The organism is Legionella rubrilucens (assembly GCF_001468125.1).
Lineage (GTDB): Bacteria > Pseudomonadota > Gammaproteobacteria > Legionellales > Legionellaceae > Legionella_C > Legionella_C rubrilucens.
The window spans coordinates 735,265-761,939 of record NZ_LNYT01000007.1 but is presented as its reverse complement, the minus strand read 5'-3'; the positions used below and the strand labels follow the sequence as shown (position 1 = coordinate 761,939).

Below are 26,675 nucleotides of genomic sequence, written 5' to 3'. Positions count from 1 at the left end.
CCGGATTGTACAATACTGGTGGTTTGCGTCAACTGCTAAAACCGGATTGGGAATTTCATTGTGCAGTCTTTGTCATCATTTAGTACATGCAGCGAAAAATTTGTAAAAAATATTTACTGATTCATGAAAAGGAGTAACATGGGCTATTCTAACCTAAGGAGACAGTAATGCTAACTAAACAGGGTCTTTTTAAACCTGAATCGAACAAGAACAACTCCAGTTACATTTACACCATGCTTGATTGGGAAAGAGCACAAACCATCATTGCAAATAAAACGGACAAATTTTCGTCACCCTGGCTAATCCGGGAAAGCAGCGTCGACGGCCTTCTCTCCATCACTTACTATAATCCTGAGTCTAAAAAAATCCAACACCAACGCCTGTGCTTTAACGGAACGCTATGGGACCATGCGCCTTCCGATCTCGATGCGGCCAAAACAGTCGCCATGCAATGCCAAAAAGTATCCAAAGACAATCTGAGTGAATCTGGCGGCGTGCTTTTAGCCTCTTTTTTATCAGAACACGGTTACCATGCTGATAATTTAATTTATCCGCCGGAGTCGCAGGCAACAAAAAACAAATTTTATACAGGTTATGATCTCAATACAATACAATACAAACCTTGAAAGCCTTTACGACACTCAATGATCAGCGTAATGGATTGGCTTGTGCGTGTACTTCACAAGCCAAACGGTGGCGCCGCCACAATCCGGATCAGCGACTTTGTGCGTCAGTACGGTAAAATGATGCAGTGCCAGCAGGTATTGATATTCCGCCAGGCTTAACGAGGCATGGTAGAGATTCTGCCCGCCATTGTCGCTCCAGACCTCGCCTTCCGAAGGTCCTGTCGTAAAAAGCAAGACGCCGCCGACATGGAGATGATTTTCAAACACCTTGAACATGGCGCGTTGATCATCCGGCGGCAAATGAAAAAAGCTGTGCCACGCAAGGATGGCATCAAACGTTTCACCAAGTTCCAGCGTTCGCATGTCATCGACAATAAAACGCTGCTCAGGAAAACGCTGCCTTGCCAGTTCAATCATTTTGACTGATGCGTCCACGCCGGTAATGGCAAACCCCTGTTCAATGAAATGGCGTGCGATAGGCTCGCCGGTTCCGCAGCCTAAATCCAGTATCTTTTTACTGCTGCGCCGTATGTCATCACAAACCGCATCGAGATAAGGTTTTTCAAACAGTTCGCGGCTGCGGTGCGCGTCATACCAATCGACGATTTTATCGTAAGACTCATACACCTTGTCTTTATTGCTTTGTTCGCTCATAGAAACCCATTGCCTGCGCGCAATAACGGAAGTATCTCGATTAAAGGTCTTTCCGGTAAGTTAATCAGTGGCTTGTTGTCATTACCCGTACTTGCAAGCAGCATAATCAAACTGTTCACACCGTGGCAGACTGCATCGGTGCGGACTGTGCGTGTGGTGAAATTGGTAATAAATCCACCCATTGCCCGTTCAGGGTTTTTAACATTGTACGTATTCTGCGGCGTATAGGCATTCTGTAATAACCAACGGCTGGTCAGGATCATGGCCTCCTGGTAACGCTGACATTGACTACCACCCTGTTGGGTGCAGAATTGATAAAGCACGCCCATGACTTCATTAATCCAGCCATTACCACTGGTCGTCATCGCGTCGAGGTAGCGTCCATTACTGTAAATGTCATTTTTATCCGTAATCTGCCGTGCCAGAATGGCTTTGGCAATGTCATCAATGGTTTTGCGGTAGACCGGGTTGTTGTCCACTTTAGCCAGATCAATCAGCGACATCATCACCCAGCTTGATGAAATGGAGTTGGCCGGTCGGTAATCATCACCGACGATGAAACCCTGTGTCTGTAATTGCTTTAAAAATTGCCCGGCAATTTTTAAAGCACCCTGATGGTAACGTTGATCATGCGTGATCCCGTAAAGTCTTGAAAGCGCTGACAGCGCCTGACCGGAATAAAGGAAAGACTGTTTGTTACTGTCTTTCCATTGGCCACTGGTGCAACTGGCGACAGGCATGACGGTACCGTCCTGATTTACCCGGGTCAACAGCCAATCGCCGGCTTGTTTAGCCGCGGCGAGGTACCGGGGCTCATTGGGATAAAACTGGTTGAGCTCAAGCAGGGTAAAAATGGTTTTTGACGTGGTACCGACCACTACGCGACAGGATTTTTTTTGGGTTTCGGGATTGTAACCGTAGTAAAACCCCCCGGCATGAGGCCCGTCTTTTACCTGATTGGAAAGAATAAAATCAGCAATGGGTTTAAACTGCGCCGACAAGTGCTGATCCGGGTGAGCACGATAAAGCATCAGCAGGGTGTATAAACTGGAGGAGGAGTAAATGGTACGCAACAATTCCTGCTGTTTGTCCTTCCCGGCATTATAAAATTTGAAAAAGCCATGCAATTGCGGGTGCATGGTTTTCAGTAAATACGCTTCGCTGTTTTTGATCTGCTCTTTCAGGGAGTCCGCAGTCATCGTGCGGACGGCCACGCGGCTGCCGGTTAATTCAAGACCCTTTTCGCCGTATTCAATAAAGGAATACCGGCGTGCAGGGTAATAATCAAAGGCCACTTTGAAGCGGTAATGGTTTAATTCCTCTTCATTCAGGCGATCAGTCGGTTGCGGTTTCAGCGACATGTCCGTCGCTTTTTTTAAAACCTCCGCAAGACTTGATCCATGGCTTGCCCCCTCGCCCACCTTGTTACCGAGGTGATAAAGACTGACATGCACACTCCAGTCGGATTTCTGGTAGGAGTTATTCCAGGTGGCATCAAGCGTCTGCAGGTTTTGCAAAGGAGCCTGTTTGATTTGATTGATGGCAATACCGCGCACGTAATTGATGATTTCATCACGGAAAGCCTGATTATCAACCATCGGGACAAAGGGCTTGCTGGCATGACGCATGCTGTAAGACAACGCGGACTGCGGCAACAAGAAAGCAGGAAATAACAAGGTGGCGAGCAATTTGCGCATGGTTAAAAACGGTCCTCACGCCATTTAATAATCTTTTTAAATTACAGGAGATTAACCGCCTAAACAAGCGTGGCATTTACGATTTTACACGACAGTGATAGCATTGGCAGCGGAAAAATTAAAAGGACTTATGCCATCGCCATGAACCATGGGATTAATCGTTTTGTTGTACTCGTTGCTGCCATTGCGGGCCTGTCCGGTTTTCTTTTCGGTTTTGATTCCAGTGTCGTCGCGGACATTCACGATCAGGTTTCAGCGCAATTATCCTTAAGCACCTGGCAATGGTCACAGGTCGTCAGTGCCAGCTTGTTCGGCTCAGTCTGCGGTATCCCTCTAAGCGGCCTTGTCGCCGATCGCATAAGCCGCCGTTCCCTGCTTAAAGCCGTGGCCCTGCTGTTTATTGCGGGCACGCTGATTTGTGCAGACGCTCATACCCTGACGGCGTTGCTGGCCGGTCGTCTTTTAATCGGACTCTGCATTGGCGTAGCCTCTTATGCGGCACCGCTTTACATTGCTGAAATGGCGCCTAAGAGTAAACGCGGAGCCCTTGTGTTAATGAATGGCCTTGCCATCACCTCCGGCCAGGCCGTAGCCTACCTCCTTGGTTATTTTCTCCATGATGCCTCGTCCTCCAGTTGGCGGCTGTTATTAGCCATCGGTATTCTTCCTGCCCTGGTGTTATTTCTTGGCTTGTTTTTTATCCCCCACTCCCCCCGCTGGTTAATACAACATCACGGGGAAGAAAAAGCCCGGGAGGCTTTGAAGCGGATTCGCCGTCATACCACGGAAACAGCCTTGGAGTTAGAGGAAATAAAAAAACAACGGAGTCCTTCAGAAGCCAATCCTTTGGCCCTGTTCAAACGACCGCTTGCCGGACTCGTCCTGCTGGGAATCAGCCTCGGCATTTTCCAACAGTTTTCAGGCATTAACGCCATCCTGTTTTATGGGCCGATGATTTTTCATGACGCAGGCTTCATTCCCGTTAGAAACGCCATCCTTGCCACGTTCTGGCTCAGCCTGATTAATTTCATTTTTACCGGGGTAACAGCCTGTCTTATTGATCGCTATGGGCGCCGGTCTTTGTTGCTGGTCGGGTCTTTCCTGGCCTGTCTAAGCCTTCTGGCGGCAAGCCTTTTCTTTGCACTTCCCCATGCCCCGTCTCCATTTTTCCTGCTGCTGTCCATGACGCTGTATGTCATTGGCTATTGCATCAGCCTGGGCTCGTTATTCTGGGTTGTCATTGCCGAAATTTATCCATCTCGCGTCCGCGGAATGGCCATGAGTTTTGCCACTTTAATGCAATGGGCTGCGAATTTTGCGGTCTCCATTTCATTTTTACAGGCTTATGAACGCTTTGGTGAAAGCACGGTTTTTCTTGGTTTTGCCCTCATTTGTTTAACAGCCTTTGTTGTCACCTATTCTTTTGTCCCCGAAACCTCTGGCGTCAGTCTTGAAAAAATTGAAGACAACCTGGCGAAAGGCTTGAACCTCAGAGATATCGGCCAACCGCTTCGGCACAGGGACAATCCCTTTGACTTCACTCTGGAAAAAACACCATGACTCATTTATCTTATAAACGCTGTCGCCTCGGTATCCTTGGCGCTGGGCGCATTGGCCGTCTGCACGCAGAAAACATTCAATTTCACCTGCCGCAGTTTCAATTAACTGCCATGGCCGATCCCGCTATGGACAGATCCTGGGCTCAAAGACTGCAAATTCCCATCAGCGAAGATAGTCGTGAACTCATTGAGCGTGAGGACATTGACGCCATCCTGATTGCATCCCCCTCCTCGCTTCACATCGAGCAGATTAAAGCCGCGAGTACGGCGGGCAAAGCTGTTTTTTGTGAGAAACCCATGGGGCTTACCGAGGAGTCGATTCAAGACGCCTTAGCAGTTATTGAATCGAATAATAGCCTCTTGCAGCTCGGTTTTAACCGCCGCTTCGATCACAGCTTTTCCACTCTGCAGGCCCAGATTAAAGCCGGTGATATCGGCTCATTGCAGATTGTGCGCATTTCGTCCCGTGATCCAGTATGCCCACCCAAGGGTTATGCCGCCACTTGCGGCGGTTTGTTTATGGACATGACCATTCATGATTTTGACATGGCGCGTTTTTTAACATCCTCCGAGGTTGTGGAGGTTTATGCCAGCGGCGCGGTGTTGATCGATCCGGATTTTGAAGCCTGCAAGGATGTGGACACCGCCATTGTCCAGCTTCGTTTTGCCAATGGGGCTTTAGGGGTTATTGACAACAGCCGTCAGGCCGTCTATGGCTATGATCAACGCATCGAGGCGTTCGGTTCACAGGGCATGCTGCTTGCGGATAATCAACCCAAGCACACGGTAAAGCATTACCGTCAAAACTCAACCACCACCGCCAACCCCAAATTCTTTTTTCTGGAACGGTATCAACAGGCCTTCATTGCGGAACTGCTTGCCTTCCATGAGGCCTGGCAAGAAAGCAAGCCCAGTCCGGTTTCAGGTTGGGATGGCCTTCAGGCCCTGCGCATAGCCAGTGCAGCAAAGCAGTCACTGGCCACTGGCTTACCTATTCATCTGGATTGAGGCGGCTATGACGCAGACTGATTTTGTCTTTGAAAACGATCGTCCCGTGGATGTCATCGTCATGGGACGTGTGGCTGTCGATCTCTATGCGGAACAAATAGGCAGCAGTCTGGTAGAGGCTCAGACATTCCGAAAATATTTAGGCGGCTGCGCTGGCAATATTGCTGTTGGAGCCGCACGGCTTGGACTAAAAAGCCTGATGTTTTCCTGCGTGGGCAAGGATGACATGGGTACTTTTCTCAAACAGACCCTGATGCGGGAAGGCGTGGACATCAGCCTTCTTCAGGAATCCAGCCAGCATTTAACCGGTTTGGTATTGCTGGGAATTAAACCGCCGCATGATTTCCCGCTGATGTTTTATCGTAATGACTGTGCCGATATGCAGCTAAAGCCTGAACATGTCCAGGAAGACAGAATCGCTGAGGCAAAAGCCCTGCTCATCACCGGTACGGGGCTGTCGACTTCCTCGATGTTTGCTACCAGCCGCCATGCAGTCAGCGTGGCAAAAAAAACACGCACCGCCGTCATTATGGATCTGGATTACCGTCCGGTGTTGTGGGGTTTGACGGACCTGGGCAATGGCGAACTCCGTTATTTAACCAGCCGCCGCGTCACCCAAACCTACCAGCAGATTCTACCCCACTGCGCACTGGTGGTCGGTACAGAAGAAGAAATCTGCATTGCAGGGGGCAACGAGGACATTCACAAGGCCCTGCAGACGATTCGCGGCATCACGGAGGCGCCCATTGTCATGAAACAGGGCGAAAAAGGCTGTGAGGTTTATTTCGCCCAGAACAGCAGGCCATATTCCAGCCAATCGTTCCCTGTCCCCGTTCTCAATGTGCTGGGTGCCGGCGATGGTTTCATGGCCGGTTTGCTGCGCGGTCTGCTGAAGGGTGAATCCTTTGATAAGGCCATGACCTACGCCAATGCCTGTGGTGCGCTGGTGGTTACCCGTCATGGCTGTGCACCCGCCATCCCCTTCTGGCCTGAATTAAATTACTTCATCAGCCATTATGCAGAGGATCCTGACATCTGGGCGAGTGATGAATTAGCCAAACTTCATCAATCGTTCACTTCCTCTTCTGAAACCCTGCTTAAACAACCCCAGGGATTCAAAGACGGTTTAAACCGCATTGTCGACATGCAGAAATCCACCTTAACCACAGGCATGAATTTCAGCTCACTTCGACTAAAAAGCGGCCAGACATTTCATTTTGACACCCACTATGAATTTGCGGCTCTGCTGATGACCGGCCGGGTTATTTTCCATTACCAGTCCCTGACAAAAGAAGCGGAACGCACGGATTATTTCTCCCAGCTGCCTCTGGTTCTTCACTGCCCTGCCGGCACACCGGCACATGTGGACGCCTTGAGTGATTGCGAGATCATGCTGATTGAAACAGAAAACGAGCAATCCTTTGCACCTGTGTTTTTCGATGAGTCCAATCTGCTTGAATGCGATCATCGCGGCAAGGGTCTGCTGGACAATACGTCTTACCGAATGGTCCGCACCGTCTTTGACAAACGTAATCGTCCCGAATCGAATCTGGTGGTGGGTGAAATCATTACCTTTCAGGGCCGCTGGTCCAGTTATCCGCCGCATGTTCACCCGCAGCCGGAAATTTACCACTACCGTTTTTCCGAACCTCAGGGCTTTGCCTTCGGGGAAAACGGCCGCGAGGTGTTGCGGATTGAACACAACGACACGTTTCAAATTGCAGAAGGCCAGTCGCATGCGCACTGCACCGCACCGGGTTACGCCATGTACACGCTGTGGTTTATTCGCCATCAGCCTGACAAGCCCTATCTAACCCCCACGTTCCAGAGCGAACACGAGTGGACACGCCAGGCTGGATCACGACTTCGATCATGGCAGGGAAACAATAAGGAAGCGCGATGAAGAAAATTCGATTAACCATGGCTCAGGCTCTTTTACGGTTTTTAGCCAACCAATACGTGGTGATGGATGGTGTCGAGCAGCGCTTTGTGGAAGGCGTCTTCGGTATTTTTGGACACGGCAATGTCACAGGACTTGGTGAAGCCCTGGAATATGACCATGGCGGCCTGATCTATTATCAGGGTCATAATGAACAGGGCATGGCCCATACTGCCATTGCCTTTGCCAAACAGCATAACCGCCTGAGGATTTTTGCCTGCACCTCCTCCATTGGACCGGGTGCAACCAATATGGTGACTGCCGCGGCGACGGCCACCACCAATCGCATTCCCCTGCTGCTTCTGCCCGGGGACGTGTTCAGTTGCCGTCAACCCGATCCGGTGTTGCAGCAGCTCGAAATCCCGCATGACTACACCCTGTCAGTCAATGACTGCTTTAAACCGGTGAGTCGATACTGGGACAGGATTTCCCGCCCGGAACAATTGATGACGGCCTGCATCAACGCCTTTCGTGTGTTGACTGATCCCGCAGAAACGGGTGCTGTGACCCTCTGCCTGCCGCAGGATGTGCAATCGGAATGTTACGATTACCCTGAATCGTTTTTCAACAAACGCCAGTGGTTCATTGAGCGGCCCTCACTGCCTCAGGACGCCCTGCAGCGCGCGGTGAATTTACTTCAGCGGGCAAAATGCCCCCTCATCATTGCCGGAGGCGGTGTGCATTATTCCTTAGCCACAGCAGCCCTGGCTGATTTTGCTGCCAGGCATGGCATCCCGGTGGCTGAAACGCAGGCGGGGAAAAGCGCCCTTTCAGCAAGCCATCCCTTCAATGTCGGCGGCATTGGGGTTACCGGTTCAGAGGCCGCCAATCGCCTGGCTGCACAGGCCGACGTCATTCTGGTGGCGGGCTCGCGTCTTCAGGATTTTACTACCGCATCCAAGTCAGGATTCAGACAGGCAGACTGCCAACTCATCAACCTCAACATCAGCCGTTTTGACAGCGTGAAAATGGACAGTCTCAGTTTAAAAGCCGATGCACGGACCGGCCTTGAGCAATTGTCGCAGGCATTGAAGGATTACCAGACCGACCTGTCCTATCAACAACAGATTAAAGACTACCGGCTGGCCTGGGAAAAGGAATTAAAGCGGATAAGCCAGCCGATACGCGAAGAAGGGCTTGAGCAAACAGTCGTCCTTGCTGAACTCAATCAATTTGTCACCGCCGAGGATGTGATTGTCAGCGCGGCCGGCAGTTTGCCAGGGGATTTGCATCGCTTGTGGCAATGCAAACAGCCTAAGGATTATCATCTGGAATACGCTTATTCCTGCATGGGCTACGAAGTCGCCGGCGGACTGGGTGTTCGTCTTGCCAAAGGCGATACCGGCGAGGTGTATGTGCTGGCAGGCGACGGCAGTTACCTGATGATGCATTCCGAATTGGTCACCTGCATTCAGGAACATAAAAAAATCACCATTCTTCTGTTTGATAACCACGGATATCAGTGCATCCGCAACCTGCAGGAAGCGCACGGCAGCCAGGGATTTGGCAACGAATTCCGCCACCGCGATCCCCAATCCGGGCGATTAACAGGGGAGTATTTAACCATCGATTTTTGTCAGTATGCCACGGCACTTGGCGCAAAAAGTTTTTATGCGGAAGGCTATGAACAGCTTAAAACTGCACTGCAGGCCGCTAAAAAGGAAACACAGAGTTGCGTCATTGTTTTACCGGTTCTGCCTAAAACCATGAGTCAGGGCTATCACACCTGGTGGCGGGTCGGCGTAGCGGCTCAGTCCAAATCACCGCAGGTGCAAAAGGCCTACGAACAAATGACCCGTCAGCTTGAAGCGATTAAAGATTATTAAGGAGCAACACATGAGCATCAAACTCGGCATCGCCCCCATCAACTGGTGCAATGATGATGATCCCTCCCTGGGCCGGGACATCAGCTTTGAACAATGCCTGCGGGAAATGGCGGAGGCCGGTTTTGTCGGCACGGAAATGGGCAACAAGTACCCCCGTAATCTGGCCGTGCTAAAGCAATCCCTGGCTGAAAGAGGCCTTGAAATGGCCAGTGCCTGGTTCAGTACTTTTTTTACCGAAACCGAGCAATACGATGCCACCCTGTCGCGTTTTCTTGATCATTTAAGTTTTATGCGAGCCTTGGGCGCCCGATTCGTCAATGTCTGTGAATGCGGCGGCGCCATTCAGGGAACGCCGCACCCCATTTTTGGAAATAATAAGCCGGAATTCAGCGCCAGCCAATGGCAGCAACTGATCCAGGGCTTACATACCCTTGGCCGCATAGCCCACGATTTCAATATGCAGATCGCCTACCATTACCATGCGGGAACCGGTGTGTTTAACGAACAGGAAATTGATTACCTGATGCAGCACACAAGCCCTGAGCTCGTCGCCCTGCTGCTGGATACCGGTCACGCCGCAATGGCTGGCATTCACCCGGTCAGCCTGATTAAAAAATACGGCCGGCGAATCCGTTATGTGCATTTAAAAGATATCCGCAGCAACATTCTTCATCAGGTCCAACAACAGGACTTAAGTTTCATGGATGCCGTACGTCAGGGTGTGTTTACCGTTCCCGGGGATGGGGAACTGGATTTTGCGGCCGTTCTTCAGGAATTGCGGCAATTCAATTATCAGGGCTGGATGATCGTCGAGGCAGAGCAGGATCCCGCCAAGGCACCGCCTTTAGACTATGCACGCAAAGCCTACGCCTATCTGACGGAAGTGATCTAGCTTGGATCTACGGCACGTCGGGGCTGCGCTACGGCAGGCTGGTTAATGCTATAATTTTAGAAAGTACTGTAACGCATGAACCATGATTGATATTATCACCCATGAAGCTTGCCAGTTGCATGACATGGGGCCATTTCATCCCGAGTCGCCGGCGAGGATTGAGGCCATTGTGGATGAATTGCAAACCTCAGCCCTCCCCCTGCAATGGCATACGGCAAGACCAATCGACAGCCAATGGCTCTACGCCGCCCATGCCAGAGCCCATGTTGATCATGTGATCGCCGCCGTCCCCGTGCACGGGTACAAAGCGGTTGGTCCTGATGCCCTGATGAACCCGTTTTCCCTGAATGCTGCTCTGCATGCCGCCGGCAGTCTTATCCAGGCCGTGGATAAGGTGTATCAGCAGCAGGCCATGCAGGTGTTTTGTCTGGTCCGACCGCCGGGGCATCATGCAGAATATAATCAGGCCATGGGATTTTGCTTTTTTAACTCGATTGCAAGCGGCGTCATTTATGCCCTTAAGCATTACGGGGTTAAAAAGGTGGGCATTGTTGACTTTGACGTTCACCATGGTAATGGCACTCAGCACATTTTAAAAGACAAACCAGACGTTCTTTTCTGTTCCTCTTTCCAACATCCTTTTTATCCTTTCACTCCCTTAGTCAGGGATCATCCGAGCATTATCCATTTACCGCTTGCAGCAGGAACAGCCGGCGAGGAATACCGACTGCGCTTTGAAGAAAGCATTCTTGCGCCGTTACAGGCATTTAAACCCGACATTCTTTTTGTTTCCGCAGGCTTTGACGCGCATAAGCGTGACCCCATTGGCGGTTTAAATCTGGATGAAGATGACTTTTACTGGCTTGGACACACGCTCGCCAATCTGGCCGCAAATTATTGTGAGGGCCACATCATTTCTGTTCTTGAAGGCGGTTACCATCTTGAGGCCCTGGCTGATTCCACCCACAGTTACCTTTGCGGGCTGTATGATGGCAGTCATCATTAATCAAGCGTTTTGCTCTCCCCAGGGGATAAAAGCCGTCATGTCGTTGAACCAATACAATCCAGCCGGCTTAAGCGGCCAGGTGTCGGCGTGATGCTGCAACAGATTTTGCAACCTTTTGCTGACATGCCGGATAATGGTTTGCAGGCACTCGTCGGATGGCGTTTGATAACGATACGCCAACGTAATATGAAAAACGCGGGGTATTTTATGCTCAAGGTGATGGTCCCGCGCCAGCGCCACGATAGCCTCACGCAGGGCTGTCGGCAAATGACCATAAAGCTGGACGACATCACTGACGATAATTTTTTCAATGGTCAGTATTGGCTTCAGGCACTGCTGGTCAAGGCTCGCTTTTAAGCGCTGTAAGAATGGACGATGCGCTGACAGAAACCGGTCCCACCCTTCCCCGCCTTCATTAGCCTGGGTAAACACATTGATGGCCGTCATGTGGTAACTGTCCATGGGCAGGGGCGAAAAATAACGTAATAACAAGGGATCATCGACCAGTGCCTGATAAACTGCCCGCCAGAAGGTTGTGTCTTCCTCCCGGACAGGGCAAATGACTGTCACGCCGGGAAACGGCGCGTAACGGCCATCGGCATTAATCTTTATCCAGGGTGTGGTTGAGTACGGCAATGAGAGCATCCGCAAAGGTGTTTATTGTCATTTTAAAAAGACTTGCGCGTTTGTCAATTTCACATTGTTTAATCGTCAGGAATATACCTATAATCAAGGCAGGTCTTCAAGGAGAGAAAACGATGCGACGCCAATGGTATATCGGTTTTGGAGTGGTTTTATTAGGCATCCTGCTGTTTCTGGTGATGCTGCATGATACCATATGGTTTTTGGCGGTATTGACACCCATTGTCATTCTCTGGATTTACGACATCACCCAGAAAGAGCATACCATCCTGCGCAATTTCCCGGTCCTTGGGCATTCCCGCTACCTTCTTGAATTTTTCCGCCCGGAAATCCAGCAGTACTTCATTGCCGACAATGAGGCGGAAAGGCCATTCAATCGCGAAGCCCGCTCTCTTATTTATCAACGCGCCAAAAATGTACGCGATACGGTTCCTTTCGGCACTGAACGTGAGATCACCCAGGTCGGATATACCTGGGTTTTGCATTCGCTGGCACCCAAACATGTTTCGGAAGTCGAACCACGCATCATTGTGGGCGGACCCGATTGCAAGAAACCTTACAGCGCCTCGCGCCTGAATATTTCAGCCATGAGTTACGGCTCTTTGTCGCCCAATGCCATCATGGCCTTAAACAAAGGCGCACAATTGGGCAGCTTTGCCCATAACACGGGCGAAGGGGGTTTAAGTCCGTACCATCTGCAGGGCGGCGATATCATTTTCCAGTTAGGGACAGCCTACTTTGGCTGCCGCGACGATCAGGGACACTTCAGTGAAGAAGAGTTTAAAATTGAAGCGAACCGTGAACAGGTCAAAATGATTGAAATCAAACTATCTCAGGGCGCGAAACCGTCGCATGGCGGTATTCTGCCTGCCGCCAAGTTAACAGCGGAGATTGCACGCGTCAGGAAAGTGAAAATGGGAGAAGACGTCCTGTCTCCTCCTGCACATACCGCATTCAACTCGCCGATTGGCCTGCTGGAATTTGTGAAAAAACTCCGCGATTTGTCAGGAGGAAAGCCCGTCGGCTTTAAACTCTGCCTGGGCCGTAAAGAAGAATTTCTGAGCATTTGCAAAGCCATGCTGGCCACCAATATCCTGCCGGATTTCATCACCGTTGACGGTGCCGAAGGCGGCACCGGGGCCGCACCGCTGGAATACACCAACCGCGTCGGCGAACCCCTGGAAGCAGCACTGGTGTTTGTGCACAATGCCCTGGTCGGCATCAATGTGCGCGACAAAATCCGGGTCATTTGCAGCGGCAAGGTGTACAGCGGTTATGATCTGGTGGCTAAAATTGCCATGGGTGCCGACATGTGCAATGCCGCACGGGCCATGATGATGGCTATTGGCTGCATTCAGTCCAAACAATGCAATGCCAACACCTGCCCTACCGGGGTCGCAACCCAGAACGAGCGTCTTCAACGAGGCCTGGTTGTGGATGTTAAAAAGCAGCGCGTCGTCAATTACCACCGCAACACCATGAAAAGCTTTCTGGAAATGGTGGGAGCCATGGGCCTTTCCAATCCCAGCGATTTAAAACCGGACTTTCTGATGCGCCGCGTCAGCGAAGAATCCGTGAAATCCTTTTGTGAAATCTATGACTATTTAAAACCGGGTCAGCTTTTAGGGCCGGATATCCCGCCAAGTTATAAAAAATACTGGGATTTGGCCACGGCGGAAAAATTTTAACCCAGTCCCGGCCATGACCGGGGCGGTTACTTTTCCCCGGTCACAACAAACACTGAAAATTTAAAAAGGCAATCCCCCTGGTGGTGCTCTTTCATTTTTTGAGCATAGATTTGCACCATGGCTTCATTAATTCGTTTAATTTCTTCAGGCTGAATTTGCCCATGGAAAAAAGCGATGCCGTTTACAAATTTACGAAAAGTGTCTAAAGAGGGTAAAGTCAATGCTTCGTCCACTCGCTCAATGTGCACGGTTTGAAGCGGCAAAGCATGGAGTTGCTCCATGTCCTGATGAAGTCGGGAGTAATCGACGGGCGGCTTGAATTCGCGGAGGGAAGCAAACTGCCCTGAATCCCTGACACTGTTAAACGTCCACATGAAGGGATCATCCCCGGTGGGGAACAACGTAAACAATTTTCCTCCTCGTTTAAGCGCCCTGGCGATATTAGCAAATGCCCGCTTGATGTCACTTGCCCATTGCAGGCACCAGAACGAGACAATGTAATCAAACGCCGATTCATAGGGCAGCGTCAATACATCCGCCTGTTGCCAGTCGGCATTCGGGTAATCCCTGGCGGTTTCTTTAGCCAGCGCCAGCATGTTTTCCGAAGCATCGACACCCAGAAAAGAACCGAGAGGTACCTTCTCAATGATTTTTAAACTGAAACTGCCGTTACCGCAGCCGATATCCAGCACCGCATCCTGCGGTTTGATTGCCAACTGAGGTAAAAACGTGTCGGCGACGGTAGCCTGAATAAAAGAACCTATGGCATAGTCGGATGCCGGCCATTCCTGCTTTGACATGATTGCCTCACACAATAAGACCCAGGCACTCAGGCCCGGGACAGGGTTATAAACAATGTTTGTTGTCGTATTTGGTGCAATGATGACCAAAGTACATTCGCAACGGTGACGTATAGACCTTCGGTTCCTTCTCCATCAAAAACAGGCGTTCCGGCTGCAGTTCCACGTAATTCGCATGGCTTAACACAGCCGAATAGGTCCGGTCGGCAAAGGCATAGAACCAGTGATTGAGGAATGGCAGGATCAAATCCGGATCGTTGGAATAAAAGCGTTCATAAATGTCATGAATCAAATCATTCATCAAATCATAGTTGCTGGCAAAATAATGACTCTGATTATCATGCCGATAACGAAGCATCGTGCTGTCATTGCGATGATTCAAAACCCCTGCATCAATGTTAAGCGACACCGCAACACCCCGTGCCGACTCCACCTCAAAGGGAACGCCCAGTAAATCCTGGCCATTGTGTGAGCGCAGGTAATTTTCCAGGTAATAAATGGCGCCGTCGTTTAAGGGATCAAAATAACTGTTGATGGCGAATTGAACCGCATATTCGGTCTCGGGATCATACCCGCAGAAAACAAGGGTGTTGTATAAAAATTTTTCATGGGTAATTTTTGACACGAAAAAATCATCAATTTCCTGAAGGATCGCCTCGCAATGGCGTTCACCGCTGAGCACGCCCTGGACACGAACGACCTGAGTAGGGTAAGGCTGATGACGTTCGAACCATTGCTTATGGCCTGCAGCCTCCTGAAAATTGCTGTATTGCTTTACAACCGCCTGGCCGTCAAAAACCGGAGTAATCACTTCCTTAGGCGGTTCTGCCAGGTTGGCAAAACTTAACGGGGACAGAAGAAACAATGGCGCTACAAGTGACATTTTCATAGTTAATTCCTTTTAAAATGAAAAAGACTTCGCGACGGCTTACGAAGACGGGTAACTTCAAAATCCATTCTACTCTGACTTGCTGTTAACACCAAATCAACACAGTGAATCAGGATTCGCCAACCCGTTTGCACGGTCCAGGCGTATCAGGTATGGTAGGAGGCAGCGGCATCGCAGATCAGGCCATAATAGTGGACAAGAACATTCGAATTTATGCAGAAACAGCCGAAGCGCTCGGACTGCCGGCTATTTTTCAGCCGGAACTGAATATACTGAACATTAAGCTCAGCCGCCGTTGCTATTATTTCCATGCCGCCATTACCCCGTTTAACCAGGGCGCGAGTATTTACATTGCCAAACACAAATACTTAGCCAATTACTTGCTCGACAAGGCCGGTTTTCCAGTCCCTAAAGCGACCTTGCTTCTTGCCAAACATTTCAGCAAGGCCATCCTTTGCCAAAAAATAGAGCACTTCCGCTTTCCGCTGGTTGCCAAGCCGGCTCAGGATACGGTGCGTGGACGGGATGTATTCTGCAACATTAAAGACTTAGACACCCTTTATACTTACCTTGACGAACAATTAAAAACACACAAATCCATGCAGGTGGAAGAATTTCATCAGGGCCTTAAAGAATACCGCGTCCTGGTGTTTAAACGCCGCGTGATTGGTGTCGTTGAGCGCTTCGGCGCCAGGGTCACCGGTGATGGTCGCCACACCCTTGCCCAGTTAATTGACGCCAGCAACGCGGCGCGTGAGAAATTAAGCGATAAATTGACCATTTCACCATTGGTGGTGGATCAGGAATACCAGCAATGCCTGACTGAGCAGGGATTAACCCTGGAAAGCGTTCCGGCGGCAGGACAAACCGTTCATTTGTGCCATACCGTCAACACCGGGCGCGGCGGCGATATCGTTTCCCATGGCAAAAACATTCACCCCGGCAACGCCCGCCTGCTGGTCAAGGCGGCAAAAACCTTAGGCCTGCAGTTTGTCGGATTCGATGTGTTGTGTGAAGACATTAATCAGTCCTTTGAACACAGCCGATGGCTTATCCTCGAAGGCAATTTTAATCCCAACATTACCATTCATGAAATCCCTCATCGCGGCATACCAAGTCAGGTTACCCGTGTTCTCTTGATCGATTTAATCAAACGTCACCCGTTTGCCTACCTTGCCGCTTTATCCCGAAAAAAATACGTGAGCATTGGCATAAAATTTACCCTGATTGTGAGTGTCATCCTGCTTCTGGAGCAATTGGCTGGACGCATTTGATTTTTAATTGATTTTCTTATGATTCCTCTTGTAAATCCCTGCTGCGCGTGAAATTATCTTGTTATTTTTTTATTCACAAGGAGTTGAATATGAAAGAACCCCTCCCCAAACAGATCCATGCGTTAAAAACACGAATCAATGCTCTGGGAAAACTCAAAACCATCAACCCCGTCGCCCATTGGAATCCACAGGAGCTCATCCACAGGCCAACCTACATCGAGGTGCCTCTTCATCGGACCAACCTGTTGAGTAAGGCCAAACAAGCCCAAGAGTTTGCCCAGCAGGAATTGCATGATAAGCACAAACAGATGCAGACTTATCTTGCCACCCAACCTCCTCTGCCATTGCCTCAGCAGCAAATTAAGCGCCTATTTAACGAATTCTATTCTGATCTGTCTTTCGAAAAGACCAACCTGCTCTCCCTCTTTGACAATTATGCCCCTTTTGTCGGTGAGCAGCTAATGCCCATTACCACAGCCAATGAACTAAAAAATTTTATTCTGGAAGTCACCCGGTTTGATTATGATCTTCGCCTGGCTCTAAGCCACGCTCAGGCCCTCGCCAGCACGATTGTTCACTGTTTAGAGTTGTACTATCCCTTAGTCAGTACGGATGAAACACTTTGCAATACCATTGAAAATGACTTACGTAATCTGGATAAACTATGCCAGCTAATCGAGGACACAGACGCACGGTATACGCTTTGCAAGGCACAGGTAAGACAACATATTAAAACAGCAAAAGGCAATGCTGAAATTCATCAAAACTACAAAGCGATGGCCGAAGAAGCCAAAGACGCCCGCGAATTAAAAGAGAATAGCAAAAAAAGCGCGAAAGAGGCACTCTCTCTTGCCCTGAAAACGAAAGTGATTGATGGCAGCCGTGCGTGGTTAGCCGCTGACTCGTTTGATTTTGCCATAAAAAAAATGCGCACCCAGCAAACCATTCTCGCCGACAAGGCAAAAACCAACCCCCGCTATGTCAAGGTGAGTGACATTGCGCACAAGCTGTGCAATGACCTGCAGCAATTAAAACATAATTATTTTGACAAGGGGACGATTCAAGACGTTGACACCTTAAGGGTAGCCTACGAAGCCCTGATTCGTGACGCACGGACTGAATTGGCCAACCATCGCGGCGTCAACCGATACGTCGTCGACACCTTAGCCTACTTGAACACCAGAACAGGCGGCTGCTTTGCCTTTTTCAAAGGGCCGAAAACCAATTCGGAAAGAATCCTGAATGGCTTATTGCATGATTTAAATGCGATAGACTTTCCAGAGCCTAAAGACAATCTCCCCCTTGAACAGATGCCGCCATCACCATGTTAAACGGCGTTAATCCCCTATCAAGCCATGTTTTTTACTGTGCTGTTGGACTGCCTCATCCAGGCTGGCGGCTTCTGTCAGGGCCGCTACATTTTCACGGGTAAAAAACCCGTCAAACTGATGGCAGCGCTCGACGTATTCAGTAATCAGAATGGAATACGGCGAATGTTTGGAAAAAATCTGCTTTAGATCCGGCTCCGTTCCACAGGAGCCGAAAACCTGGGCAAGAAAGGGAATGGATAATTCGTTCTGCAGGGTATTCACCACGTAATCAATGTTCTTAAGGCCGCAGGGGTGATCACCGTCAATCACTTCAATGGCAATATGGTGCATGCGCCGTCCATAATTTCTGACAAAATTTTCCGTGGGCATGGGCAGGCCCTCGAAGGAATTCACCATAAAAGGCGTATTATTGGCCGTAAACACCTTGGCCGGCGATTTGATGTCCTGGCCATGCGCGGTGCGGTTGACGTTGGTGGACGAATTCATATCGCTGATGTTATAAGCGCCCCAAAAATAATAATTCGACAGGCACAACAACTCCAGAATCGCATCTTCACGTTCCCCGGCAAGAATACGGGTCGCCATGTGATCAATGCCTTTTAACAAGGGTTTAATGCCCTTGTCGATACTGAGTTGATCCATGCTGTCGAGTGCTTGCTGTTGTGCCTTGGTCAACTTAAAGGGTTGCCCGAGATTAAGGCTTTCAAAGTCAAAAATATCAGCATCGGTATAACCTAACGCATTGAATGAGTAATCAGACAGTTTGGTAAAGGCAAAATGGCCATTGCAATAAAATGTATTTTCAGTGGTGGCCGGATCGCAAAAATGAAACCCCTGGGATTGAAGAATGTCCCTGGTTTCCTGCTGATTTTTTGTCTTAAACAGTTCACCCACGTAGCGCGCATTAAATTTTTCGCGTGAGTTGGGGTACATTTTATTGATGCGGGTAATGTCATCGCGAAAATTGGGATCCAGCGGTTCGAGAATAATTAAAACGGGCGATTCAGTCGTATTCACCAGACAATAAATTTTATGGGTATCACTGATGTAGCTGGCCTGATAACGGTAAGGCGTCATGAGGTAGAGCTCTTTCAAATAACCCAGCGCATCACCCGTCTGCACCTGAATGACCACCGCGCACATGTCACCGTATAAATCCTGCAACCCTGCCGTTTGACGCCGCTCGTAGATTTTCATGCGATATTCATTAAAATAATCCGAGTTGTGTTTGTCGCCTTTAGGGGTATAGGTTAACGGATTGATCATTGCGGACTCCTGCTCACATCACCTTGACTACTTACTAAGTATATACACAAAAAGAGCGGTCGAAGAGGGACAGGTAAAGACTACCTGATCCCAAAAGATGCCTTTAATTCAGTGTTGAAATGTGATGAAATAAGCAGAAAATAGAAGTTTACTCTTAATTTATTAAATTATACAGCCAGCTCATTTGATTAATTTTTGGTCATATGGTAAAATTTTTTGAATTTTAAATTCATCCCTCTTTTAGTAGAAGAACGTGTTATGCCTAACAATAATTCCATAGCAACGCCTGCGTCACTGCAAGAATTTCTGGCGCATTCCGATTCAATGTATCGTGCTTCCCTGGATACTATTCCCTTATTTGACTCCAGCCAGACGCAACATTGGGATAAGCAACAAAAGCAGCATTTTGCTGCCATTTTTTACCATTTGCGGGGCCATTTTATTAATTTCATGTGGTACATGGCCAATTTTTCATCCAACGAGCAAATTAAACAGGTTATATTGAATAATATTCATGAAGAAATAGGCATCGGCACCCGTTTTTCACATGAACTGCTTTACGATCGTTTCGCCACTGAATGCCAGGTCAATATTCATGAGGAAATGCTGTCTGAAACCTTTTATCTTCCTTTTGCCCGTGAATTCAACAAAAAGCATTTACAATGGCTTACCTCCCACAGCGAAGAAGAACGTATTGCTGCTTTTGCCGCGTACGAACGCCTTGATAACCTTGATTACCCGCTTTTGGTCAATCTGGCTAAATCCCTGCACATTTCTCAACAAGGTATGGCCTTTTTTAACGTCCATGTCCATGTAACCCATTTTGATTCGGTACTCGATATATTATTGCCTATATGGGAAACCGATCAGAATAAGGTAAAAAACGCATTTGAATTCATTAATACTCATCAGCAGCGGATGTGGTCAAACTTGTCAGACGCCATCTTTTCACTGACGCGTTCTGAGGCGGTTGTTGCTTAATCAATTTTAGGAAATTTGACAATAAAATGGGCGAACTCATTCATCTTTCCTTTACATTGAATATCTCCTCCCGCAGCCTGCATCAGCAATTTACAATAAGCCAACCCGACTCCGGTCCCGTCTTTGCGATCGGAGTAAAAAAAATCAAAGATTTTTTCCGTATTCTTAGTGTATAACCCTTTCGCCGTATCCTTGACGTGCAGGTAGTTAAAATCATCCTTATCGCCCCCCTTCTCCAACCAGATGAAAATTTGACCTTTACCGGTTTCGTCAATGTATTCAAAGCTGTTTTTTAACAGGTTCCAGATCAGGTTTTTGAAAGCCACTTCCTCTATCCAAACCTGGAAATCATGCTCGTCATCGCAGTGAATCAATGCCTTTTGCTCATCCTTGACAGGATAATCTTCCAGCGTTTTTTTAAGCAAAACAGCCACAGGGTGGATGGCGAACGCGCTTGTATCAAACTTCTCACGTTTAATATTATTAAGCTGCATGCTGATTAGCTGATTGCCCATCTCGATGCCGCGAGTAATCTTGTTGAGGTTTTCCTTCATGTCTTTTTGAATTTCGGGATTATTCAGCTTGGCGAGCAGCAACTCCTGCAGTTCCGCCTGCAAATGAATACTGGCTAATGGCGTGCGCAGGTCATGAGCAATACTCCCTGCCAGTAAGCGAAGTCCCGATAACCGTCCTGCCTGAATAATTTCTCTGTCGCGAGCAAACAGAGCACCAATCAGGATCGCTGCGGAGTAGGTAATGGTAAGACCAAAGACCGATAAGTTACCCGGGATATACTCAAACACATTCGTGGAGAGTTGAAAGAAACAGAAAAAAGCCAACCCCACCCCGAAAAGCAGCAGAATCAGTGCGCCCAAGGCACTGGTTACCAGCAATAGGAAAAAAATAGCCGAGACACAGTTCATCAGCCAAAGGGTTGTACCATGATTCAATAAAGTCAGATAGCAAAAGAAAAAGGGAAGGCAGAAAAGCAGGGTCAGGTACCAGAATACGGGGAGGATTCTTAATAATGAAGCGGGCCAGAATTTATTAAAGGCTAATAATGCGCACAGTGTCGTCGCAATCAGGCGCAGAAAAAACTCCTCCGTTAACTGAAAACTTTCAAGCTTCCAAAACACCCCGAAAAGCGGGTAGTTGATCATCATCACGATACCAAACAGCGTAATCTGATGACTGGCTTCCTCTGTTTGCCTGACCAGGTAGGAGTAAATAAGGGTGAGTGTGTTGTTTAACCACCGCATTATTATTTAATAAAAAAAGAACAATCTAAAGAGAATACCATATTATCCCGTACTCGTGTTGAATTAAGTCAATTCGCAGCCTCTTCTCTGGAAGAGCGCTTCACAAAACATCATTGGTTTAATCTTAGCTATTGACAACCCCAGCCATTGGCCATAACATGTATTCATTGTAAATTATTTTTACTCCCATTGGTGTTGTGATGGATTATTTTGCCAAACCTGAAATCTGTTCAAATCGTCTTGCTCTCCTCCTCCGCTAAGGCGGACAATACTCAATCACACATTCTATTTTTGCTGACCTCCCTTGAATCAAGGTCATTCCCTAATTTAAATAATGAGTAATGATGATGTCTACTTCACGTTTTGCAGCCTGGGTTATGTGGGCCACCGCCTCGGTTTTTTATGCTTATCAATACATTCTGCGAGTCATGCCGAACATCATGCTCGAGGATTTTACTCGTCAGTTTCACATCGACAGCGCCGTATTTGGTCAATTTTCAGGTGTTTACTACATTGGCTATTCCCTGATGCATTTACCTTTAGGCATTTTGCTCGACCGCTTCGGTCCGCGTAAAGTAATGACCGGATGCATTCTGCTCACCGTCGCCGGACTCATGCCTATTATTTTTTCAGAGCATTGGATCTATCCTGTCATTGGCCGGGCATTAATCGGCATGGGGTCCTCAGCGGCCATCCTTGGTATTTTTAAAATCATTCGTATGGCCTTTGACGAACAACGCTTCACCCGATTGCTGAGCCTGTCCGTGACCATTGGTTTGATTGGTGCAATTTATGGCGGCGGGCCGGTCAGCGCACTGTGTGATCAGTGGGGTTATCAGGCCGTGATCAAACTGTTCTGTGTTTTTGGTTTTGCCCTGGCATTGATGACCTATTTCATCATTCCTGATTTACAAAAACCGAATAAAAACAAGGTCATGGCGGATATCAAAGCCGTCGTTACCAACAGGAAAGTAATCACCTTATGCCTGCTGGCAGGACTTATGGTAGGGCCGCTGGAAGGATTCGCCGATGTCTGGGGCGCTGCCTTCTTACAACAGATTTATGGTTTAAGCCATGAAAGCTCAAGCTACATCACCTCCATGATTTTTTTAGGCATGTGTTTTGGCGCGCCTTTTTTAAGTTTAATGGGTGAAAAAAGCGGCAATTATCTGGGTGTCATCATTGGCGCAGGGCTGGTGATGTTTTTCTGTTTTATTCTGATGATTGCCGGTTACCTCACCTCAGTCACTCTGGTGGCCAGTTTTATTGCCGTTGGTGTTTGCTGCGCCTACCAGATTCTGGCGATTTATAAGGCATCCACCTATGTCCCCGAACAGATTGCCGGTTTAACGACCGCCGTCGCCAACATGATCATCATGAGTTTTGGTTATGCTTTTCATTCAACCATCGGCATGATCATCCAGGCGTTTGGCGGCGCTAAAACAGCACAGGCTCTGATTTACGGTGTGGGGATTATTCCGGCAAGTCTGGGGGTTGCCATTCTGGGCTTTTTGATGCTTTTATACCGTGAACGTCAGGCCTCGTCGGCTGCGCAAAGCAACAACTTGTTATCAGCCTGATTATGAGACTAAGCGGCTAAGGATAGCCGCTGTTCTCGGTTATGACGCCTCAAGCCCCGTGACTAAGGACATGAACCTTCGGGATTAAGCTGCTTTTTAAGCAGTAACGCATCCTCTTCTGCACCGTTTTCATCCCGGTAATACCCTTTTTTAACTGTATCGATTTTAAACCCAAGGCTTTCATAAAGAGCGATGGCGATTTTGTTGCTGGGCCTGACCTCCAGCATCACCGTGGTGGTCATGGACTGATTAAGCGAATTCAACAGCTTTTCCAGTAAAAACCGGCCATAACCTTTACCCTGTTGGCTGTTGTCAACGCAAAGATTTAAAATATGACAAACGCCATAACTGTGCCGGCAAATGATATAAGCCACTACCTGCGCCGCGGATTCGTGCAATTCCAATACCTGACAGTTGTATCCAACGAGAACACAATCCCGCAGAATATCACGGCTCCATGGGGCCCGGTGCGCGGCGAGTTCGATGGTATATACCCTGTCAATATCACTGACCTGCATAGGACGTACTTTAAGCATGGGCTTACCCTGACAATTGGCAATTGTTGGAAATAGATGGACGTTTCTCTGAGTATACTCGGTTTGGACGGTTTTGTAACCGAAGGGACAGGGGTTGCTTGCCCGCTATTTCAGGCAAGCAATCAGTACAGAATTTATTTTTTCTTCTTCTTAGGCAGGTACAAATCAGTAATCGTACCTTCGAATGCTTCGGACGATAACATGATGGTTTCAGACAGGGTTGGATGCGGATGAATGGTTAACGCGATGTCTTCCACATCACATTCCATCTCAATGGCCAACGAGGCTTCGGTAATTAAATCACCGGCATTGACCCCGACGATCCCGGCGCCCAGAATGCGGCTGGTTTCAGGACAGAATAACAGCTTGGTCATCCCTTCCCCACGTCCCATGCTCAAGGCACGGCCGCTCGCCATCCAGGGAAACGTGGCTTTTTCATAGGCAATGCCTTTCTCTTTGGCTTCTTTTTCAGTCAAGCCAGTCCAGGCCACTTCCGGATCGGTGTAGGCCACACTGGGAATGCATTTGGGATCAAAATAGTGTTTCATGCCGGCAATAACTTCAGCAGCCACTCGCCCTTCCGGAATGGCTTTGTGTGCCAGCATGGGTTGTCCAACCACATCGCCAATGGCAAAAATGTGAGGGACGTTGGTGCGCATTTGCTTATCCACTTTAATGAAGCCTCGCTCATCCACAGAAACACCGGCTTTTTCAGCATGGATGGTTCCGCCATTGGGTTTGCGTCCGACTGACAGCAGCACCTGCTGGAAGCGCAGCGGTTTGTCTGTGCCATGCTCCCCTTCCATGCTGACGTAAATACCGTCTTTTTTGGCTTCAACCGCGGTAACCTTGGTTTTCAGCAGGAAGGTCACGCCCTTTTTAGTCATGCGTTTTTGCAGCACACTGACTAAATCCGCATCGGCGCCCGGCATCAGTTGATCCATAAATTCAACGACAGTCACCTTAACGCCCAGAGAGGAATAAACCGTAGCCATCTCAAGACCAATAATACCGCCGCCCAGCACCAGGAGATCCCCCTTGATGTCAGCTAGTTCCAGAGCCCCTGTGGAACTGAAGATACGTGGATCCTCAGGTACAAAAGGCAATTTAATGGACTCACTGCCTACGGCAATAATGGCATGTTCAAAGGCAATCGTGGTATTGCCTTCTTTACCGGCGACAGTGACTTCATGCGTTCCCGAGAATTGACCCACGCCAGTGATAACCTCCACCTTGCGCTGTTTGGCCAATGCCTTAAGACCGCCGGTCAATTGACCCACCACGGAATTCTTCCAGGCAACCATTTTCTTATTATCGAGTTTCGGCGCACCGAAACTGATGCCCTGATCGGCCAGTTCATGCGTCTCATCGGTCACTTTGGCAATGTGAAGCAGGGCTTTGGAGGGAATGCATCCCACATTCAGGCACACACCGCCTAAGCTGTCGAAACGTTCAACAAGTACCACTTTTTTACCCAGATCCGCTGCACGAAAGGCCGCGGTATAACCGCCAGGTCCGCTGCCCAGCACCACCACATCAGTTTTAATCGAACTCATTACAAAGCCTCTTTCATTTAAAATTACAGTAAAATTCGACGAATATCGCCCAGTAAATCAGCCAGGTATCGGGTAAACCGTGCGGCTTCCGCTCCGTCAATGACACGATGATCATAGGACAATGACAAGGGAAGCATCAATCGCGGTTTAAATTCACCGGCATCATAGATCGGTTTGATGCTGGAACGCGACAAGCCGAGGATAGCCACTTCAGGGCTATTGACGATGGGTGTAAACGCGGTACCGCCTATCCCTCCCAAACTGGAAATGGTAAAGCAGCCGCCGCTCATGTCGGCTGGCATTAACCCTTTGTCGCGGGCTTTTTTGCTGATTGCCGCCATCTCGCGGGCGATATCGCTCACCTGCAACTGATCCACCTGGCGAATCACAGGAACCACCAGACCATTCGGGGTTTCAACCGCAATACCGATATTGAAATATTTTTTGTAAATCAGGTTCTCACCACTGGCATCCAGTGACGCATTAAACTGAGGAAAGGCCATTAATGCCTTGGTCACGGCTTTGGCTACGAACGCAAGGATGGTCAGTTTGTAACCGTTTTGCGCGGCACGTTCAGACTCTTCCTTACGAAAGGCTTCCAGATCGGTAATATCCGCTTCATCAAATTGCGTCACATGGGGAATCGTGATCCAGGAGCGATGGACGTTTTGGCCGGTTAATCGCTTGATTTTATTCAATGGCTGGGTTTCAATCGCGCCAAACTTACTGAAATCGATGACCGGTGCCTGAGGCAGCGAGAAACCGCTCGCACCGGCAGCAGGTTTTTCACTTAAACGTGATTTAATGTACTGCTGGACATCTTCTTTGGTGATCCGGTTTTTACGTCCACTGCCGGCTACCTCACTTAAATTGACACCAAACTCCCTGGCCATACGACGCACCGCGGGTCCGGCGGCAAGCGCTGCATTGTTGGCAGAAGCAGACGACGGCATGGGAGCATTCGCTGCCGGTGCCGGTTTGGTTGCTTCCCCGGTTTGGGTTGAAACAGGCGGTGTGGGTTGCGCTTTTTCGGATGGCGCAGACACAGGCACTGCCTGTGTTGTTTTCATGGTCAGGATCACGCTGCCCTGCGATACCTTATCCCCGACTTTAAGGACCAGCTTTTCAATTTCTCCGTCAAAGGGCGAGGGAATATCCATCGTCGCTTTATCGCCTTCAAGGGTAATCAACGCCTGATCTTTTTTAACCGTGTCACCGGCACTGACCATTATTTCAATTACATCCACATCGGTGGCACCGCCAATGTCAGGAATTGTGATTTCTTTCGATTGCGAAGCGGTTTCAGTCGAGGGGGATTGAGCCGGTTCAGGATCTTCTGTCCTGGCAGACGGTTCGCTGGCCTCTATCGGTGTTTTCTGTTCTGTCTCAGGCTTACTCTCTGTCGACAAGGCAAGAATAACATCCCCCTCCGACACCTTATCGCCCACTTTCACCAGCAACTCCATTACTTTTCCTGCGGCCGGAGAAGGAATTTCCATGCTGGCCTTATCCGATTCCAGGGTGATCAAAGGCGTATCCACCTCAATGTCGTCCCCCGGTTTTACTAATACTTCGATGACATCGACACCACTCGCGCCGCCGATATCAGGAACTTTCACTTTCATCTCATCTGCCATTTTTATCCTCAGCAAAAAGGGAAAGCCAT

General features: G+C 48.9%; 22 protein-coding genes. 12 read left to right on the top strand and 10 right to left on the bottom strand.

The features are described from left to right. Window positions 1–167: 167 nt before the first annotated feature. Window positions 168–626 carry a hypothetical protein gene (locus Lrub_RS06970; protein WP_058531437.1) on the top strand — a complete coding sequence of 153 codons (459 nt, stop codon included), beginning with the start codon at window positions 168–170 and terminating at the stop codon, window positions 624–626. 15 nt (window positions 627–641) lie between these two features. Here the strand turns inward: Lrub_RS06970 and Lrub_RS06965 are convergent, their stop codons facing one another. Next, window positions 642–1,280, bottom strand: coding sequence for a class I SAM-dependent methyltransferase (locus Lrub_RS06965; RefSeq protein WP_058531436.1), 639 nt, complete (start codon window positions 1,278–1,280; stop codon window positions 642–644). Further along, complete coding sequence (locus Lrub_RS15080; protein ID WP_058531435.1) at window positions 1,277–2,977, bottom strand: glycoside hydrolase family protein; 1,701 nt, start codon at window positions 2,975–2,977, stop codon at window positions 1,277–1,279. The genes Lrub_RS06965 and Lrub_RS15080 overlap by 4 nt, the downstream gene beginning before the upstream one ends. A gap of 69 nt (window positions 2,978–3,046) precedes the next feature. On the opposite strand from Lrub_RS15080, the gene Lrub_RS06955 reads away from it, so the two are divergent. The 6 genes from Lrub_RS06955 to Lrub_RS06930 all read left to right on the top strand — a co-directional run bounded on the left by Lrub_RS06955 (window position 3,047) and on the right by Lrub_RS06930 (window position 11,207). Continuing rightward, window positions 3,047–4,537, top strand: coding sequence for a sugar porter family MFS transporter (locus Lrub_RS06955; RefSeq protein ID WP_237760762.1), 1,491 nt, complete (start codon window positions 3,047–3,049; stop codon window positions 4,535–4,537). Next, on the top strand, window positions 4,534–5,544 hold the full coding sequence (gene iolG, locus Lrub_RS06950; protein WP_058531434.1) for an inositol 2-dehydrogenase: 1,011 nt from the start codon (window positions 4,534–4,536) through the stop codon (window positions 5,542–5,544). Before Lrub_RS06955 ends, iolG begins: the two co-directional genes overlap by 4 nt. A gap of 7 nt (window positions 5,545–5,551) precedes the next feature. Beyond that, window positions 5,552–7,447, top strand: a complete 1,896-nt coding sequence (gene iolC / locus Lrub_RS06945) for a 5-dehydro-2-deoxygluconokinase (protein ID WP_058531433.1) — start codon at window positions 5,552–5,554, stop codon at window positions 7,445–7,447. Beyond that, complete coding sequence (iolD, locus tag Lrub_RS06940; RefSeq protein WP_058531432.1) at window positions 7,444–9,309, top strand: 3D-(3,5/4)-trihydroxycyclohexane-1,2-dione acylhydrolase (decyclizing); 1,866 nt, start codon at window positions 7,444–7,446, stop codon at window positions 9,307–9,309. The genes iolC and iolD overlap by 4 nt, the downstream gene beginning before the upstream one ends. A gap of 10 nt (window positions 9,310–9,319) precedes the next feature. After that, window positions 9,320–10,201 carry a myo-inosose-2 dehydratase gene (iolE, locus tag Lrub_RS06935; protein ID WP_058531431.1) on the top strand — a complete coding sequence of 294 codons (882 nt, stop codon included), beginning with the start codon at window positions 9,320–9,322 and terminating at the stop codon, window positions 10,199–10,201. An 82-nt stretch (window positions 10,202–10,283) separates the two neighbouring features. Then, the gene (locus Lrub_RS06930; RefSeq protein WP_058531430.1) at window positions 10,284–11,207 is read left to right on the top strand and encodes a histone deacetylase family protein; all 924 of its coding nucleotides are present in this window, start codon (window positions 10,284–10,286) and stop codon (window positions 11,205–11,207) included. Here the strand turns inward: Lrub_RS06930 and Lrub_RS06925 are convergent, their stop codons facing one another. Further along, window positions 11,208–11,843, bottom strand: coding sequence for a DUF1868 domain-containing protein (locus Lrub_RS06925; RefSeq protein ID WP_162263127.1), 636 nt, complete (start codon window positions 11,841–11,843; stop codon window positions 11,208–11,210). It abuts the gene before it with no gap. Window positions 11,844–11,965: 122 nt separating this feature from the next. Between Lrub_RS06925 and Lrub_RS06920 the strand changes: the two genes are divergently transcribed. Beyond that, window positions 11,966–13,537, top strand: a complete 1,572-nt coding sequence (locus Lrub_RS06920) for an FMN-binding glutamate synthase family protein (RefSeq protein ID WP_058531428.1) — start codon at window positions 11,966–11,968, stop codon at window positions 13,535–13,537. 26 nt (window positions 13,538–13,563) lie between these two features. Here the strand turns inward: Lrub_RS06920 and Lrub_RS06915 are convergent, their stop codons facing one another. Continuing rightward, the gene (locus Lrub_RS06915; protein ID WP_058531577.1) at window positions 13,564–14,337 is read right to left on the bottom strand and encodes a class I SAM-dependent methyltransferase; all 774 of its coding nucleotides are present in this window, start codon (window positions 14,335–14,337) and stop codon (window positions 13,564–13,566) included. Window positions 14,338–14,383: 46 nt separating this feature from the next. Further along, a complete protein-coding gene (locus Lrub_RS06910; RefSeq protein WP_058531427.1) occupies window positions 14,384–15,226 on the bottom strand; it encodes an Lpg0189 family type II secretion system effector in 843 nt (280 codons plus the stop codon). A 104-nt stretch (window positions 15,227–15,330) separates the two neighbouring features. On the opposite strand from Lrub_RS06910, the gene Lrub_RS06905 reads away from it, so the two are divergent. Next, window positions 15,331–16,500, top strand: a complete 1,170-nt coding sequence (locus tag Lrub_RS06905; RefSeq protein WP_133134137.1) for a UDP-N-acetylmuramyl peptide synthase — start codon at window positions 15,331–15,333, stop codon at window positions 16,498–16,500. Window positions 16,501–16,589: 89 nt separating this feature from the next. Continuing rightward, window positions 16,590–17,831, top strand: coding sequence for a hypothetical protein (locus Lrub_RS06900; protein WP_058531425.1), 1,242 nt, complete (start codon window positions 16,590–16,592; stop codon window positions 17,829–17,831). A 6-nt stretch (window positions 17,832–17,837) separates the two neighbouring features. On the opposite strand, the gene Lrub_RS06895 is transcribed toward Lrub_RS06900, so the two are convergent. Continuing rightward, complete coding sequence (locus Lrub_RS06895) at window positions 17,838–19,097, bottom strand: hypothetical protein (RefSeq protein WP_058531424.1); 1,260 nt, start codon at window positions 19,095–19,097, stop codon at window positions 17,838–17,840. A 258-nt stretch (window positions 19,098–19,355) separates the two neighbouring features. On the opposite strand from Lrub_RS06895, the gene Lrub_RS06890 reads away from it, so the two are divergent. Then, window positions 19,356–20,078 (top strand): iron-containing redox enzyme family protein, encoded by a 723-nt coding sequence (locus Lrub_RS06890; protein ID WP_058531423.1) that lies wholly within the window; start codon window positions 19,356–19,358, stop codon window positions 20,076–20,078. Here Lrub_RS06890 and Lrub_RS06885 read toward each other — a convergent pair. Next, the gene (locus tag Lrub_RS06885; RefSeq protein WP_058531422.1) at window positions 20,075–21,337 is read right to left on the bottom strand and encodes a sensor histidine kinase; all 1,263 of its coding nucleotides are present in this window, start codon (window positions 21,335–21,337) and stop codon (window positions 20,075–20,077) included. The two genes, Lrub_RS06890 and Lrub_RS06885, sit on opposite strands and share 4 nt — an antisense overlap. Window positions 21,338–21,681: 344 nt before the next feature. On the opposite strand from Lrub_RS06885, the gene Lrub_RS06880 reads away from it, so the two are divergent. Then, a complete protein-coding gene (locus Lrub_RS06880; RefSeq protein ID WP_420324346.1) occupies window positions 21,682–22,917 on the top strand; it encodes an MFS transporter in 1,236 nt (411 codons plus the stop codon). Window positions 22,918–22,979: 62 nt separating this feature from the next. Here the strand turns inward: Lrub_RS06880 and rimI are convergent, their stop codons facing one another. The 3 genes from rimI to aceF all read right to left on the bottom strand — a co-directional run bounded on the left by rimI (window position 22,980) and on the right by aceF (window position 26,646). Continuing rightward, window positions 22,980–23,453 (bottom strand): ribosomal protein S18-alanine N-acetyltransferase, encoded by a 474-nt coding sequence (rimI, locus tag Lrub_RS06875; protein ID WP_058531421.1) that lies wholly within the window; start codon window positions 23,451–23,453, stop codon window positions 22,980–22,982. Between the two features lie 134 nt (window positions 23,454–23,587). Further along, window positions 23,588–25,009 carry a dihydrolipoyl dehydrogenase gene (gene lpdA / locus Lrub_RS06870; RefSeq protein WP_058531420.1) on the bottom strand — a complete coding sequence of 474 codons (1,422 nt, stop codon included), beginning with the start codon at window positions 25,007–25,009 and terminating at the stop codon, window positions 23,588–23,590. A 23-nt stretch (window positions 25,010–25,032) separates the two neighbouring features. Beyond that, entirely contained in the window at window positions 25,033–26,646 is a 1,614-nt protein-coding gene (aceF, locus tag Lrub_RS06865) for a dihydrolipoyllysine-residue acetyltransferase (RefSeq protein WP_058531575.1), read from the bottom strand. Window positions 26,647–26,675 lie beyond the last annotated feature (29 nt).